Annotated in this window: 10 protein-coding genes and 3 pseudogenes; 3 read left to right on the forward strand and 10 right to left on the reverse strand. The window is 52.8% G+C overall.

Annotated elements, in window-relative coordinates; all coding sequences use genetic code 11:
• Nucleotides 1–75 precede the first annotated feature (75 nt).
• Nucleotides 76–990, forward strand: coding sequence for a LysR family transcriptional regulator (locus NC856_RS03420; protein ID WP_264089037.1), 915 nt, complete (start codon nucleotides 76–78; stop codon nucleotides 988–990).
• A 318-nt stretch (nucleotides 991–1,308) separates the two neighbouring features.
• Here the strand turns inward: NC856_RS03420 and NC856_RS03425 are convergent, their stop codons facing one another.
• The 4 genes and pseudogenes from NC856_RS03425 to NC856_RS17815 form a co-directional block, all read right to left on the reverse strand.
• Nucleotides 1,309–1,716: a hypothetical protein gene (locus NC856_RS03425; protein ID WP_264089038.1), complete on the reverse strand. Its 408-nt coding sequence runs from the start codon at nucleotides 1,714–1,716 to the stop codon at nucleotides 1,309–1,311.
• A 489-nt stretch (nucleotides 1,717–2,205) separates the two neighbouring features.
• Nucleotides 2,206–3,180, reverse strand: a complete 975-nt coding sequence (locus tag NC856_RS03430; RefSeq protein WP_264089039.1) for a chemotaxis protein — start codon at nucleotides 3,178–3,180, stop codon at nucleotides 2,206–2,208.
• A gap of 420 nt (nucleotides 3,181–3,600) precedes the next feature.
• A pseudogene (locus tag NC856_RS17810) lies at nucleotides 3,601–3,801 on the reverse strand (hypothetical protein); the annotation flags it as partial.
• 45 nt (nucleotides 3,802–3,846) lie between these two features.
• Nucleotides 3,847–3,978, reverse strand: a pseudogene (locus NC856_RS17815) (hypothetical protein); the annotation flags it as partial.
• A 104-nt stretch (nucleotides 3,979–4,082) separates the two neighbouring features.
• Here NC856_RS17815 and NC856_RS17770 point away from each other — a divergent pair.
• Entirely contained in the window at nucleotides 4,083–4,232 is a 150-nt protein-coding gene (locus tag NC856_RS17770) for a SymE family type I addiction module toxin (RefSeq protein WP_318841717.1), read from the forward strand.
• Between the two features lie 74 nt (nucleotides 4,233–4,306).
• Here the strand turns inward: NC856_RS17770 and NC856_RS03445 are convergent, their stop codons facing one another.
• Both NC856_RS03445 and NC856_RS03450 read right to left on the reverse strand, forming a co-directional pair.
• Complete coding sequence (locus tag NC856_RS03445; protein WP_264089041.1) at nucleotides 4,307–4,675, reverse strand: barstar family protein; 369 nt, start codon at nucleotides 4,673–4,675, stop codon at nucleotides 4,307–4,309.
• 1 nt (nucleotide 4,676) lies between these two features.
• Nucleotides 4,677–6,458: pseudogene (locus tag NC856_RS03450) on the reverse strand (RHS repeat-associated core domain-containing protein).
• Nucleotides 6,459–6,972: 514 nt separating this feature from the next.
• Here NC856_RS03450 and NC856_RS03455 point away from each other — a divergent pair.
• Complete coding sequence (locus tag NC856_RS03455) at nucleotides 6,973–7,062, forward strand: type I toxin-antitoxin system SymE family toxin (RefSeq protein ID WP_264089359.1); 90 nt, start codon at nucleotides 6,973–6,975, stop codon at nucleotides 7,060–7,062.
• A gap of 64 nt (nucleotides 7,063–7,126) precedes the next feature.
• Here the strand turns inward: NC856_RS03455 and NC856_RS03460 are convergent, their stop codons facing one another.
• The 4 genes from NC856_RS03460 to NC856_RS03475 are packed head-to-tail and all read right to left on the reverse strand — an operon-like array spanning nucleotide 7,127 to nucleotide 14,378.
• Nucleotides 7,127–7,456, reverse strand: a complete 330-nt coding sequence (locus tag NC856_RS03460) for a hypothetical protein (RefSeq protein ID WP_264089042.1) — start codon at nucleotides 7,454–7,456, stop codon at nucleotides 7,127–7,129.
• A gap of 2 nt (nucleotides 7,457–7,458) precedes the next feature.
• Nucleotides 7,459–12,498: an RHS repeat-associated core domain-containing protein gene (locus tag NC856_RS03465; protein WP_264089043.1), complete on the reverse strand. Its 5,040-nt coding sequence runs from the start codon at nucleotides 12,496–12,498 to the stop codon at nucleotides 7,459–7,461.
• A 12-nt stretch (nucleotides 12,499–12,510) separates the two neighbouring features.
• Nucleotides 12,511–13,434: a DUF4123 domain-containing protein gene (locus tag NC856_RS03470; protein ID WP_264089044.1), complete on the reverse strand. Its 924-nt coding sequence runs from the start codon at nucleotides 13,432–13,434 to the stop codon at nucleotides 12,511–12,513.
• Nucleotides 13,431–14,378, reverse strand: a complete 948-nt coding sequence (locus NC856_RS03475) for a DUF4123 domain-containing protein (protein WP_264089045.1) — start codon at nucleotides 14,376–14,378, stop codon at nucleotides 13,431–13,433. Before NC856_RS03475 ends, NC856_RS03470 begins: the two co-directional genes overlap by 4 nt.
• Nucleotides 14,379–14,423 lie beyond the last annotated feature (45 nt).

Raw genomic sequence — 14,423 nt, forward strand, 5'->3', positions numbered from 1 at the left:
TATCTTAGAAAAAAACGAAATTTGGTATAACCCTGTTCATAAGAAACACATTGTTTACAAGAAGTTGACAAAATAATGGATAATTTCGCAACAATTCCGTTTTTCATTGCCGTAGTTGAAACAGGCAGTTTCTCCGGCGCAGCAAAAAAACTGGCGGTGACTAAGTCAGCGGTTAGCAAACGAATCAGCCAGTTTGAAGACGAGCTCGGCATTAGATTGCTAAATAGAACCACGCGGAAAATCAGCCTGACAGAAGCGGGGTTGAAATATTATGAATATGCCAGGGCCGCCAATTTACTAATGAGAGAAGGACAGGACGCCATATCCAAAATGCAGGGTAAGGCACAGGGGCTCTTAAGGATTTCCGTCCCGATGGCGTTCGGCAGACTGCATATCTCTCCGCTTATTCCCGAATTTCTACGACAAAATCCTCAAATTGAACTGCACATGTCAATGGATGACAATATGGTGGATTTAGTCGGTGAGGGATTTGATATGGGGATCCGCATCGGACAGCTTAATGACTCTTCTCTTATCGCCCGTCAATTATCCCCATGCACCAGTGTTCTTTGTGCCTCTCCCCTTTATCTTGAAAAGCACGGCACGCCTCATACTCTGGATGATTTAAATCAGCACAATTGTATTCTTTACTCGTATTACCGTGGCGGTGCGACCTGGACTTTTAATAGCTCGTATGGACAGGAACGCTTTTTTCCCCGAGGAAACTATAAGGTGAACAACAGTGAGGTTTTATATGAGGCGCTTCTGGCTGGCATCGGTATTTGTCAAATGCCGAAATTCATCATCGGCCCGGCGTTGGACGATGGCCGGCTTGTTCCCTTGCTACCCGATTACCAACTCCCGCAACATAATATTTTCGCGGTTTATCCGCAGAGGCGCTTTATGCCGGAAAAAATGCGTCTATTACTCACATTTTTTTTAAAATGTTTCAATGAGAACTCGGAATACAGGAAACGTTATGAAAACTAACTTGTTCCGCAGAAAAAATTAAATCACTGCGGGTCTAGTCAATATTTCCGTATCCTTTATGCACACGCCCCTAACAATACCAAAATCCACAACGTCAAGCCTTCCAATAAACCCTTTAAATTAACAGATTGTCATGCGGGTTAAACCCAGCATCATCATTTAAAGCCCAGTAAACGCCTCAATGGGCGACTTACCGTGAGACGCGAGGAAATCCAGCATGGTAAATTCATGCACAATGGCGTCATTCGTCGCGGTGGCATAAAATGGCGCAAGGTCGCCAGCAAGCAAATTCTGATATTGTTGTCTTAATGCTGTATTCTACTGCATAGCCACCCAGCCCTGAACAGGCGCCTTACCTTCACCTGGGTTATCGGATTGCGCGACTAAACCACCATGATATTGTGGCTCCTGCTGCAAGTAGAGTGGAATATTCCTGGCATCAGGGTCAAAAAATCGATCCTGGATCTGGATGAATAGTTTCTTGTTCATTGTATTGAGTATTGAAAGATCTTTTTCTATTACGGAAAAGTCATACTCTCCTTTGGATTTTTCCAATTTTTTCCACGTATAAACAATCTGTACGCCGTCAATATCTGGTCGCATAAGCAATGAATGCAAGGTTTCCAGTTGGCCGTAAGAGGTGTAAAGATAATTTTGGGGCGTAGTTGCCTGCACGTCGCTGAAACCAGATAAAAGAAACCAAATCGACATCATAATAATCCGCATAGCCGCACCTGTAATCGTCATGAAAATCAGTATGATTAACAGTATCAGACAACAATGTCTGTTCTTAAAGCGTAGCAGCGCCGGGCACCATTACCGGCAAAATATCTCAGCGACTAAATTTGGCAGGACAAGCATTTACCTGAAATAACGAAAAGATCAGCACCGTTACGGTTGGTCAGGCATCAGTAATACCTGACCAATAACAATAGAAAGAAAAGGATCAGTCTGGCGGGCGCGACACATGCCCCGCGGCGACCTGATTAGCCTTGGCAACTGCCTGCGCCATAAGCAAATAATCAATTTGAGAAGCTATTCACGAAATTGTCCAAACAGACGGATGAAGATCGGGAAAGAGATGGAGATAGGGATGGTGATTAGTGATGGTGGAACGTTGAGCAATATGACGCCGTTGCCGTTTTAGCGGCCTCGCCCGGCATCATGAAACCGATAAGGGAGAGGCCGATGAACCAATATGGCTATAACCTGAGATCAGCGGGATGCTTTATTAAGCACGCTATTGATAGCGGTCGCCAGTTCATTAATCTCGAATTTTGCCACATAAGCATCTGCGCCCACATTACGCACATGATCCTCGTTGGCGCTGCCGGACAGCGAAGAATGAATGATCACCGGGATATTTTTCAGAAATTCATCGCGTTTAATATTACGCGTCAGCGTAAAACCATCCATTTCCGGCATTTCCAAATCGGTTAACACAAACCCGATTTTATCCGAAATCGGTCGACCTTCCGCTTGTGCGGCCTGTGCTATCGCCTTGATTTTATTCCAGGCCTCCTGTCCGGTCACATGCATACTGTAGGGAAGCGACATCATATTCAGCCCCTGTTCAAGGAGCGAACGGGCAACTTTTGAATCTTCCGCCACAATAGCGATCGCCCCCGGTTTCATCGGGTATGTTTTCTCTTGTGCGTTCTCGATCCGAATATCACGATCAACCGGTATGATGTCATGCAGAATTTGTTCAACGTCCAGAACCAGCGCCAGACGATTACTCGCTTTATCGTTGTCAAGCCGCGCAATACTCGTGATATAACTGCTGCTCACGCCCGCCTCCGCAGCAAGCACCTGACTCCAGTCAAGGCGAACGATATCGTCCACGGATTCCACCGCAAAAGCCTGAGTGCTGCGCGCATATTCCGTCACAAGGAGAATGTTGAGCCCGGTGGCCGGTACACAGCCCGCCGCCGCCGGAAGATCGATGACAGGGATGATTTGTCCACGGATATTCACCATACCAAGCATAGGAGATTTCATCCCTGCCGCCTTAGTTAACGCTGGCATAGGCACAATTTCGCGAAGCTTAAACACATTGATACCGAACAACTCAGATTGTTCATCATTTGACGCGGATGGTGCAGAACCCAATCGGAACAATAAGAGTTCAAACTTATTAGCAGAGGTGAGGTTGGTTCTCTCCTCAATATCTTTTTGAAAATTATCCATGCTTTCCTCAATGCGAATAATTATTAATGTACGGTAACAGGCGACATTCGCGATGCGAGCAGAATACGGGCTGGCATCGGCTCCCTCACTGTTCGCGATCAGTAGTTCCCTTCAAATCTTATCCACCGCCAAACAGCGTTGCTATGCTCAGCCAAGCGATCACATAAACGTGATCATCGTGTATCTCAACGTTGATCATTTTTTGTTATCGGCAGCATGTGATGATTTCATGACATCAAAAATCACCAATAAATCAGCTTTAGCATAGATAACAGTATAAGACGCATAGCAGGTAATGCAGAGAAAACCTGTGATTCTCCTTCCACGATGGGTAAGCGAACATCAGGTCATAAGGAAGAGATTTCTCACTGATATGCCAAAACCGCCAGAAAATCAGGGCAAGCGCGATTTTTTATTCTATCACGGCGGGTATTTCGCCGACAGAATGCGCGAGGTATGTAACATCCGCAGAATATGCATTTCGTTTATCTTTCGTTTCAGCGCATAGATAATGTCGTTACCGCTGAGGCTGTCCGTTTCACCGCGTTGCAGCGCATTCCATGCCGGCACAACCTGTTCCTGCAACCATTTCTCCACCGCATTATCACGTGCCAGTAGCGCCAGCACCCACATTCCCACCGGCACCACCCGGTCTTTTCGTCTCTTTCCCTGTCTTACAACCAGCCCGCCGCGCCCCATGTCCACGTCAACTAACAGCAGATTCGCCAGTTCCGAACGCCTCAGCCCGATGCTCCACAGAATTTCCAGCACCGCTGCGGTTTCCTCCACGCCCGCCATTACCCTGAGCGGCAAGTGACTCACTTCAGCGGGATTTACCGCCGGGACGTTTTTCGGGGGGGATTGCCCCCCGTCTGGATGAGGATACCGATATCGCCACGCTGATGGCAGAACTCGACGGCCACGACAGCGAGGGTGCGGACTGGATACGCGATAACGGCGAACTGACTCTGGCGGGCGACTGGCTGACCCGCTGCGGCTTGCTCGGCCAGTCGTTAAATATTGAACTGCTGCCCGGTAAGATGATTATTTAGGCGGAGCGAAGAATTATGCTGGCGTAATAATAAAATAGCCGGAAGGATCATTAGATCACTTCCGGCTTTTTTAGTTAGCTAATAAAAAAAACAACCGACTTTCCTTCACTCTCAAAATAAGAAAAGTTATCAGAAAGTACATCCAGTAAAATATGATAGCTCTTACTGTCATTTCTGAGAGCTTTATTAAGATCCACTAAAAATACACATGCCTTATCACTTTCAAGTAAGTCCAGACCACCAAAAATAGAATCAGAAAAAGCATCAAAATTGCATCTACTATACAATGGTGGATCTAGAGGTAGAGATTTTTTTATTTCATCAAAGACATCATATATATTTTTCGCTTGACTGAAATAGGCATTAATTATCACATACCCATTTCCTTCATACTCATCAACTAGTGCATCCAGTTCATTTGTTTGGAAAAAATTCAAAGACATATCATCTAATCCTTACAAAGGATGGGTTTCCTGAATCACCGTAATGCGTCCATGTATAATATGTTTCACCCGTATTGCTATTAACAACAACTCGCCGTGCACCTGCTCCGCTTACACCGGGACCAGGATCTACTCGATACTCTCTATACGGAGAATTTGCACCACTTCCACCGGGTAGTTCACCTTGATGATTTTTAAACGTAGTTCCCCATTTTCTTCCAAGAGCTCCAGCAGGTTTATCTCCATTATCAATATGTCCTAGCGTTCTATTTACAGCGGCTTCTTCCGCAGCAGGTAGAGAGCCTGGAGTGATCGTCGCAGGATTAGCTCCTTTGGATAATTTTGCAGCCTCTTCAGCCGAATACCCTTGTGAGCGATAGTCTTTATACCTTTCATACCTAGCTTGACAAACGGATCTTGCCAACCCCAGTGGATCACAGAACTCTAAAGGATTTGTGACATATGATTGAGGCCTTATCCCGCCGTGTAACCCTATCGGGTCCGGCGATATATACTGCTGAATACCCTCCGCATCATAATAACGATGCCGGTTATAGTAAAGCCCTGTTTCCGTATCGTATATCTGCCCCTGATAGCGCAGGTCGCAGTACACCTCCTCGTTCGCCGCATCGCCCAGATAACGCCTCAGCGGAAGGGGGATTTTGTCCTCGCGATGCGCGCCCCATAACCCCTGCTCGCCCCGCCAGTGAACCTGGCCGGATTCACTGCATAACTCCCGCGCCGTCCCCGTCAGGTCCGTCACGATATAGTGCAGCCGCGTCGTCCCCTCCTTTGACTCCACCTGCGCCAGCGGACGAAAACTTCCCGGCTCGTACACCCACTGCACTTCCCGTGCCGCTGAACCGTCTGCCCGGTACTGCTGCTGACCTATCAGCTGGTCACCGTCCCAGCGGTAACTCACCCGTGCTACCGCCTGCGCCGACGGCACCTGGCCCTCCCGCACCTTACTGACTCTGCGACCAAACGCATCGTAACGATAGCGCCAGCGCTCGCCGCCCGGCAACAAGACCCGCACCAGCCGGTCCTGCACGTCCCACTCGTATCGCGTTTCCTTCACCCGGAAACCCGCCCGCAATGTCCGTTTCTCCACCAGACGCCCACACTCGTCATACCGGTATTGCGTATCGCCGCGCTCGACCACCCGGCCCGCCGCATCATACCGCGCCGACCACTGCACCGCCGCCTCCGCAACCGACAGCGTCTCGCCTTTCCCCGGCGCTATCCCGGCGATTTCACACAGGTTCTACTCGCTGTCGTAACCAAACAGCCGCGCCTGACGCCGCTTCCCTTGCGCCCGTCGCTCCGCCGTCACCTGACCCGTGCCGTTCAGCCTGAATGCCTGCTCGCCCCAGTGACTGTCGCTGATGCCCGTCAGCCGGTCCAGCACATCATACTGATAGCGGCGCTCCAGCACGTCGTTCACGCCCTCCAGCGCCTGATGCCGCAGCAACCCGTTCGGACTCCACGCCTGACGCAGGGAAAATCCAGCCTCGTTGCTTCTGCGCTGCTCCTGACCCGATGCCGTGTGGCTGAACTTCAGCGGCTGATGCGCGCCGATGCCCAGCGCCGACAACCGTCCCGACGACCACGACAGCCGCAGCGGAGCCAGCACGCCCTCCACCACCGACCGCTGCCCGCCCGCGTCGTAGCCGCTGTGGACGGCTTCACCGTTGACCCGCTCCGCCGTCACCTGACCAGCCCGGTTATAGGCGTACTCCACCACCGCATCCGGGCTGGCCGCCCTGACCAGCCGACCGGCCATATCATACGCCAGCGTCGTGACGCCCTCGGTTGTCCCGTCCGCTTTCAATGTCGTGAGCGTCGTCACTCGCCCTGCCGCATCATGCGCGTACCGTATCGTGCTGCCGTCCGGAGCGACACGCTGCGTCATCCGACCCGCCGCATCATACACGTAGCGATACAACCGACCGTCGTAATGCCGCTCTTCACTCAGACGCCCGCAGTGGTCAAAGCGATACTGCCACTCCCGCCCCTGACTGTTTGTCACACCGGCAAACTCGGCTTCCGCATTATAGTGGTAGCGCACCGTCGCACCCAGCGGGTCCGTGGCCGTCAGCAGGTTATCGAACGCTCCGTAACGGAACTGATAACGCTGGCCCAGCGCGTCGGTTACCGTCGTCAGATTACCTTCCACGTCGTAACCAAACCGGGTTTCGCTGCCGTCTGTCAACGCCATTGAGTAGCGGAACAGGTGACACGCCCCGCATAATGGTAAATCCAACCCGCCCTCTGCCATCAACCTCAAAGGCCGCTGGCTGGAAGAGTGTGGCTTTATCACCGGGATGCCCGTCACCGTTACAGTGGAGCGGGGCAGGATTATTATTGAGACGCAGATTAATTTTTAGCGGTTGACCAACAGTTAAAAATAAAAAGCCGGAAGGATCGTTAGATCGCTTCCGGCTTTTATTCTTAATAGGAGCTAATAATATCTCTTATATTGGATATAAATTCCCTATTATTTAAAACATCATCATCAAAGACCAAAGATAGATTACCCAGTAGGTCTTCAAATTCAAAAAATTTATCTTCTAAAAAATAATCCATCGTCGCTATAAAGTCGCTTCTTTCTTTATCAGAAAAAGAAAGATACTCATCTTTAAGTAAGAGATCACAAGCTTTTCTTAAATCATGTTTACTATTGACATCTAGACCCGACAACAAAGAGACATCAGAATCAACAACATAATTCGCATCAAAAACCTTAAGTAAACTTTCCAATATAAAAACATTTCTTTTCATACTTAAGAACCCCAAACAGGAAAGGCAGTAATAACCTCTCCAGATCGATTAAACCATACTTTAGCACCATGAGAAACGGAGTATTTTAAATCTCCACGTCTTACACCATCACCAATCCATCTTCCATAATCAATTGGTTGTTCCGCAGCAGTTTTTCCTGCTTGCCGATAAATTGTTTGGGCTCTTTGAATTGCATTTAATTGATCTCTATGACTAGAAAAACGAGTTGCCGCAGTTGGTATTTTCTCAATAGCCCCCGTAGCAGGGTTTCTACCAGTAGAAGCTCTAGCAACCTGATCACTTATGCTTGTTTGCGCACCATGTTTATCTAAAAAATGCGCGCCAGGTGTTGCGTCTTGCATCTCTTTCAATCGACGATGGGCATTGGCCTCAGCAAGCTCATTAATCCTTGCCTGTCGCTCAGCTCTCGACATTTTCTTCGGATCAGGCGGACACCCAGCTAACCCCAGCGGATCAACCCACTCCAATGGATTATGCACATAACCCTGCGGCCTTATCCCCCCCGCCAGCCCTATCGGATCCGGCGATATATACTGCTGAATACCCTCCGCATCATAATAACGATGCCGGTTATAGTAAAGCCCTGTTTCCGTATCGTATATCTGCCCCTGATAACGCAGGTCGCAGTACACCTCCTCGTTCGCCGCATCACCCAGGTAGCGCCTCAGCGGAAGGGGGATTTTTTCCTCACGATGCGCGCCCCACAGACCCTGCTCGCCCCGCCAGTGTACCTGGCCGGATTCACTGCATAACTCCCGCGCCGTCCCCGTCAGGTCCGTCACGATATAGTGCAGCCGCGTCGTCCCCTCCTTTGACTCCACCTGCGCCAGCGGACGAAAACTTCCCGGCTCATACACCCACTGCACTTCCCGCGCCGCTGAACCGTCTGCCCGGTACTGCCGCTGCCCCACCAACTGGTCGCCGTCCCAGCGGTAACTCACCCGCGCTACCGCCTGCGCCGACGGCACCTGGCCCTCCCGCACCTTACTGACTCTGCGACCAAACGCATCGTAACGATAGCGCCAGCGTGCCCCGTCCGGCAACAAGACCCGCACCAGCCGGTCCTGCACGTCCCACTCGTATCGCGTTTCCTTCACCCGGAAACCCGCACGCAATGTCCGTTTATCCACCAGACGCCCGCAGTCGTCATACCGGTATTGCGTATCGCCACGCTCGACCACCCGGCCCGCCGCATCATACCGCGCCGACCACTGCACCGCCGCCTCCGCAACCGACAGCGTCTCGCCTTTCCCCGGCGCTATCCCAGCGATTTCACACAGGTTCTGCTCGCTGTCGTAACCAAACAGCCGCGCCTGACGCCGCCGCCCCTCATCACGGCGCTCCGCCGTCACCTGACCTGCCCCGTTCAGCCTGAATGCCTGCTCGCCCCAGTGACTGTCGCTGATGCCCGTCAGCCGGTCCAGCACATCATACTGGTAGCGACGCTCCAGCACGTCGTTCACGCCCTCCAGCGCCTGATGCCGCAGCAACCCGTTCGGGCTCCACGCCTGGCGCAGGGAAAATCCGGCCTCGTTGCTTCTGCGCTGCTCCTGACCCGATGCCGTGTGGCTGAACCTCAGCGCCTGATGCGCGCCGATGCCCAGCGCCGACAATTGTCCCGACGACCACGACAGCCGCAGCGGAGCCAGCACGCCCTCCACCACCGACCGCTGCCCGCCCGCGTCGTAATCGCTGGTCACCGCCTCCCCATTCACGGTTTCGCTCACCACCTGACCGGCCCGGTTATAGACATACGCCACCACCGCATCCGGGCTGACCGCCCTGACCAGCCGACCGGCCATATCATACGCCAGCGTCGTGACGCCCTCGGTTGTCCCGTCCGCTTTCAATGTCGTGAGCGTCGTCACTCGCCCTGCCGCATCATGCGCGTACCGTATCGTGCTGCCGTCCGGGGCGACACGCTGCGTCATCCGACCCGCCGCATCATACACGTAGCGATACAACCGACCGTCGTAATGCCGCTCTTCACTCAGACGCCCGCAGTGGTCAAAGCGATACTGCCACTCCCGTCCCTGGCTGTTGGTCACGCCGGCAAACTCAGCTTCCGCATTATAGTGGTAGCGCACCGTCGCACCCAGCGGGTCCGTGGCCGTCAGCAGGTTATCGAACGCTCCGTAACGGAACTGATAACGCTGGCCCAGCGCGTCGGTTACCGTGGTCAGATTACCTTCCACGTCGTAACCAAACCGGGTTTCGCTGCCGTCTTCATAAATCACTTTTGACGGCGACTCGCGTCCCCCCTCGTATTCCCAGCGACGCACCTGCATACCCTGCTCATGGGCGATGTGCCGCTCCGTCAGACGGTCATAGTCGTCATAGATAAACGTAACTGCGGGCGCGTTGTCGCGCTCAAGCCCGCTCAGTAAGCCGCGCGGATTATAGTGATAACGTTGCAGCACCCCATCCGGCCCGATAAGCGTCGCCAACTCGCCATTATCATGATAATGATGCAACCACTCGCGGCCTTCCGGGTCATTCACTTCCACCAGTTGGCCGGCGGCATTACGCTGGTAACGCCATACGCTGCCCATCGGGTCGGTATAAGCGGTTAACTGACCATCGTCGTCATAGTCATAGCGGTGTATCGCGCCATCCGGCAACGTCACCGTCGTCGCCTGCCCCCACGCATTACGCTGGTATTCCGTGCGATTGCCCAGCGGATCTATTTCTGCCGCCAGTTGGTTGTTTACCCACTCAAACCGGGTTTCACCGCCGTCTGGCTCGCGGCGCAGCAAGATATTATTGCGCTCATCACGCACATAGCTGATCACCCCGCCAAAACCGCTGTGATAATGGCTGGTCAGATTGTTATCGTCGTATTCGAAATGGCCCGGCCAGTATCCCCCAGCGGTTCTGTCACGTACCGCCCGGCCTTTTTCATCGTAATCATGCTCAACCCAGGTAGAACCCAAATCGGACCAACGCAACAGCCAGCCTTCCGGCGAGTAACGGTAGTCAAAATTACGCCCTTCGCCCGCGCGAACGCTTAACAAATGTCCGTGCGCATCATAGGTATAACTGACCAACGTTTTCAGCGGCTGACGATGCGCGTCGCATAATGTCAGTTTGACAATCCGGCGATGCGCGGTTTCCACATGCACCAGACGACCATCAGGTAAGGCAACCCAGCACAGGGTCGCCCGATCCCATAGCAGCGATATACGGTTTCCTGACCGGTCCTCGATCGCCGTCAGACACAGTTGCAGACCGAGCGCATGCTCAAACCGGTAGCGCAAGCCATCAACATGCTGCAACACCAACTGCCCCTGCCGACGGGTCAGTCGCCACGCCGGGTTGGACGGCGCACGGCTCGATTCGCCTTCGGCGGGCAGAGCGAATACCGCCTGATCGAACTCGCCGTCGGTCAGCGTGATCACGCCTTTGTTCAACGTCAGACTCATATCCCAGTTGCAACGCCACAGCGTACCCAGCAACCCAGGCTGTCGTTCGCCGCCTGAACGGTAATAGCGTTTCATCAACAGCGCCAGCACACCCGCCAGTTGGAAATCGGTGCGCCAGTCCACCACATAGCCCGTCGCCATATCCACGGGCTCGCCCTCACGCTGGCATGTGCCGTTGGTGGCGCAGGTTTTCTTATCCTGCGTGTCGGCACTATTCTGCTGTTCCGCGTCAGCCTTGCGATCATCCCGGTTACGCCCCGCATTGACGCTGCTCGCCTTTTCCGGCACGGAGGCGGTTTCTGCCGACTTGCCGCCAGACCGATGCTCAGCGGTAGCGGATGATGATGACGTGGCGGCGCCCGTCTCTGTTTTCGCCGGGCGTTTGGCCGCGGCGGTCGATTTCGCAAACGCCCCTTTGGAAAGCGGACTCCCGGAAGCACGCGTCACGATTAGCGGAATAAAACTGTCGAATTTGCTCTTAAGGATCGTAATGGCCTGGTCGTACTGATCTATCAACGCCTTCACATAATCGATCATTTTGCTGAAGCGCGCTTTCATCAAACCGGCGATCCAGCCATCCTTGTCTGACGCTTTCAGCGCGTTGATCAACGCCGTATGGATCGTCGCCAGCATCGCCTTGCCTTTCTCCGCATATTCCTTCAGTAAGCCGCGCAGTTGGGTTACGCCTTTAACCAGATTGCCGTCTGACAAGCTGCGGATGGTTTTGATGGCAAACTGCACCGCTTCTGGTGAACCCTTATCCACTGCTTTAAGGATCGCCCGCCCTGACACCTTTATCGCGTCGCCCATCCCCGGTACGACGCCGATCACACAGAGCGCGCCATCGACCAGATGCAAAGAGTCATCCATCAGCGCGGGCTTTTTATAGGTTCTCCAGCACCAGTCGCCAATGGAATAGACATCCAGCGCCTGCCCCACCACCGGAATACAGCCGAGGATAATTTGACAAAGCATAATCAACGCCGCGTTGTCATCATCTCCTTTATCCGCCACTTCCGCCGCCAGACTGTGGTGAGTTTTGTTAATCGCCTCCTTTAGCTGACGGCTGCCGCGGTTGACCTGTTCATCCAGTTCCCAGAAACGGTTATAGGCTTTCCGGTATTCGTCGGGGATGAGCGTAAACAGTCCCGCCCCTTCCACATCCACATGGCTATTGCTGCTGTCGTCCGCGTCATAGGAGAGCAGACCTTGCTTACGTAAGAGGATATACAGCGTGAAATACTCGCCGGCCAGCGCCGCATAAGCCGGATTGGACTGCAAGACGGGGTTATTTTGCACGGTTTGCTCAGGTTTGAACTCATCCGAGCCTTCATCCAGCATCAGTTCATACGTGCTGCACCCCATGTCATAAATAAAACAGAGGCCATTGGCATCGGTTTGCCCGCGGATCTCGGTTTTATTACTGTCAATCAGGACAAATGGCGCATTCGGCACGGGTTTTCCCGAATCGTAATGGTAGTAAATTAAGGCCTCGCAACCACATGTTACGCAACCGCCAGAGATTTTATTATCAGTGCTGAAGTTCTGGTTGGCCGCGGCTTCACTGGAGAGCAGCGTGACTTTTTTTTCCTGGCTCATCGTGACTCCTTGTTATGCTTGTTCATTGTCCTGATGTTCAAGGGCCGCGCTATACAGGCGATCCATACGGTTTTGCGTACCGATATTTTCTGCTTGCGCCAGAATCTGCTGCGCCCAGGGCTGAAGAATAAAATCCGGTTCAAGTTCGGTCGCCAGCGCCAGCCAGCGCACAATGTCGCGGTCATTGTTAAAACCATTGAGACGGGCCTGCTCGGACTGCTGACGGATAAACGCAAGCAAAGACGCATCATCGGTATCGCGCCAGCGTGGATGGTATGACTTCAGATGCGTCATATAACGCTCGAACACCTGTTGTTCTGATGGCGACATGATGGCTTGCCATTGCGCATCGCTCAGTTGGCGCGGCAATGTATCTGATATGGCATGTGGCTCGCGGGCAATAAGATTTAAGGTCTGTACCGTACCGTCAGGTGAGAGATCGCAGAAACTGTCGATAGGACCATAGAGCGCACAGGCTTCTTGCGCATTGCTGGCTGACAGTAACTGGCTGACCACCTGCCAGTCACTGATGCGTAAGATGGCATTTTCGCCTGACGGCAAAGTCACCAGGCTCCAATTTCTCAGATGCTTCATGACTTCAATTAGTTGATCAAGGGGGGAATAGGCCTGCATAAACCACGCCAGTTGCATCCCCATACCCCAGCCATCCTGTGTCACGATGTATTCCCGCACCTGCGGCCAGTTAGCGGCATGAACCGGGATACAGTAAGGCGATGCCGATGCATGTATTCGTCCGGCGTCACCCCAATACAATCGAGTCTGCTCCAGGCTGCCGCCCCAGCGCTCCGCCAGCCACGGCACGGCGTCATTCAACGCGGCATCCGCGACAATAAAACAGCCGCCCTGCGCGATGCGCGTCCGCCAGGCGGCTTCGTCTTCCGATTTCCGCGCCAGAAAAGGTTGAGACACACTCACTGCATGACCTCCGTAATGTCAGGTAATTCTCCCCGCATCCAACCAGGGCGATGATAATGAAGACGCACGCTCTCTACGCGTTCTGATTCGGCTTTAAAGATCCGAATGCTATCGCCAAGCGTGTAATGTTCGCTAAGATGAATAAACGCCGGATGTTGAAAAAATTCGCTGCCTAGTACCCAGCGGTGTGCCGACCATGCTTCGCATTCCGTTTCTGTTGCTCTGGGGTAGCGGGCTTTTGCCAGTTTTATACCGCTGATAAAGCGGCTTTTCACCACCTCAATATCCAGCGGCAAAAAATATAATGTACTGACAAACAAAAATAATTCGTTCGCCAGCCGATGTAATCGATTTTCATCGGCGAGCAGATAAAACTGGTCACGCGTCAGTTGAATCTGATAATCCGGGTTAACCTCACCACCCTTTTCGCGCTCAATCAGTAACCGGTACTGACCGTGTTCGCTATCAGCTATCGGCAAGTACAGGCTGGTCAACGGTCCAAGAAAGTTTGTTTTGGCGTTATCGTCAAGCGTCTGCCACCAGGACGACAAGACCTCCGGCGCATAGCTACGCAGCAACGCACGGGTGCCGTCAGGCCAGAGACATGTGATACGTTTCTGCCAATAAGCGGCCATTGCCTTGAGCGATAATTCAGCGTTCATCAGTATCACGCCATGATGTTTTGCGGGTTGGGTATCAATCAGCCAGTGCAGCAATGTTTCCCCCGGCCCGCCCTCCGTGACCTTTACCACCATCGGCGCCCAGACTTGCCAGTCCGCAGCCTGCTTATCAAAACGCAGCGGCTGCCATAACTCAGCCGCGACAGGTTGAAAAGCGCACCAGAATTCAGGTAACGCCGGGTAATTCAGCGGATCAATAATGGCGTACAAAGGAAAAGCATGCTGCTGGCTGATTTCAAACAAGTTATAACCGTTTGTCGTCATCGATATTTATCTGTGTATTATTCAGGATGAAATAAACAAGCACGT

The sequence above is a fragment of the Brenneria izbisi genome (genome assembly GCF_025840185.1).
Classification (GTDB): domain Bacteria; phylum Pseudomonadota; class Gammaproteobacteria; order Enterobacterales; family Enterobacteriaceae; genus Brenneria; species Brenneria izbisi.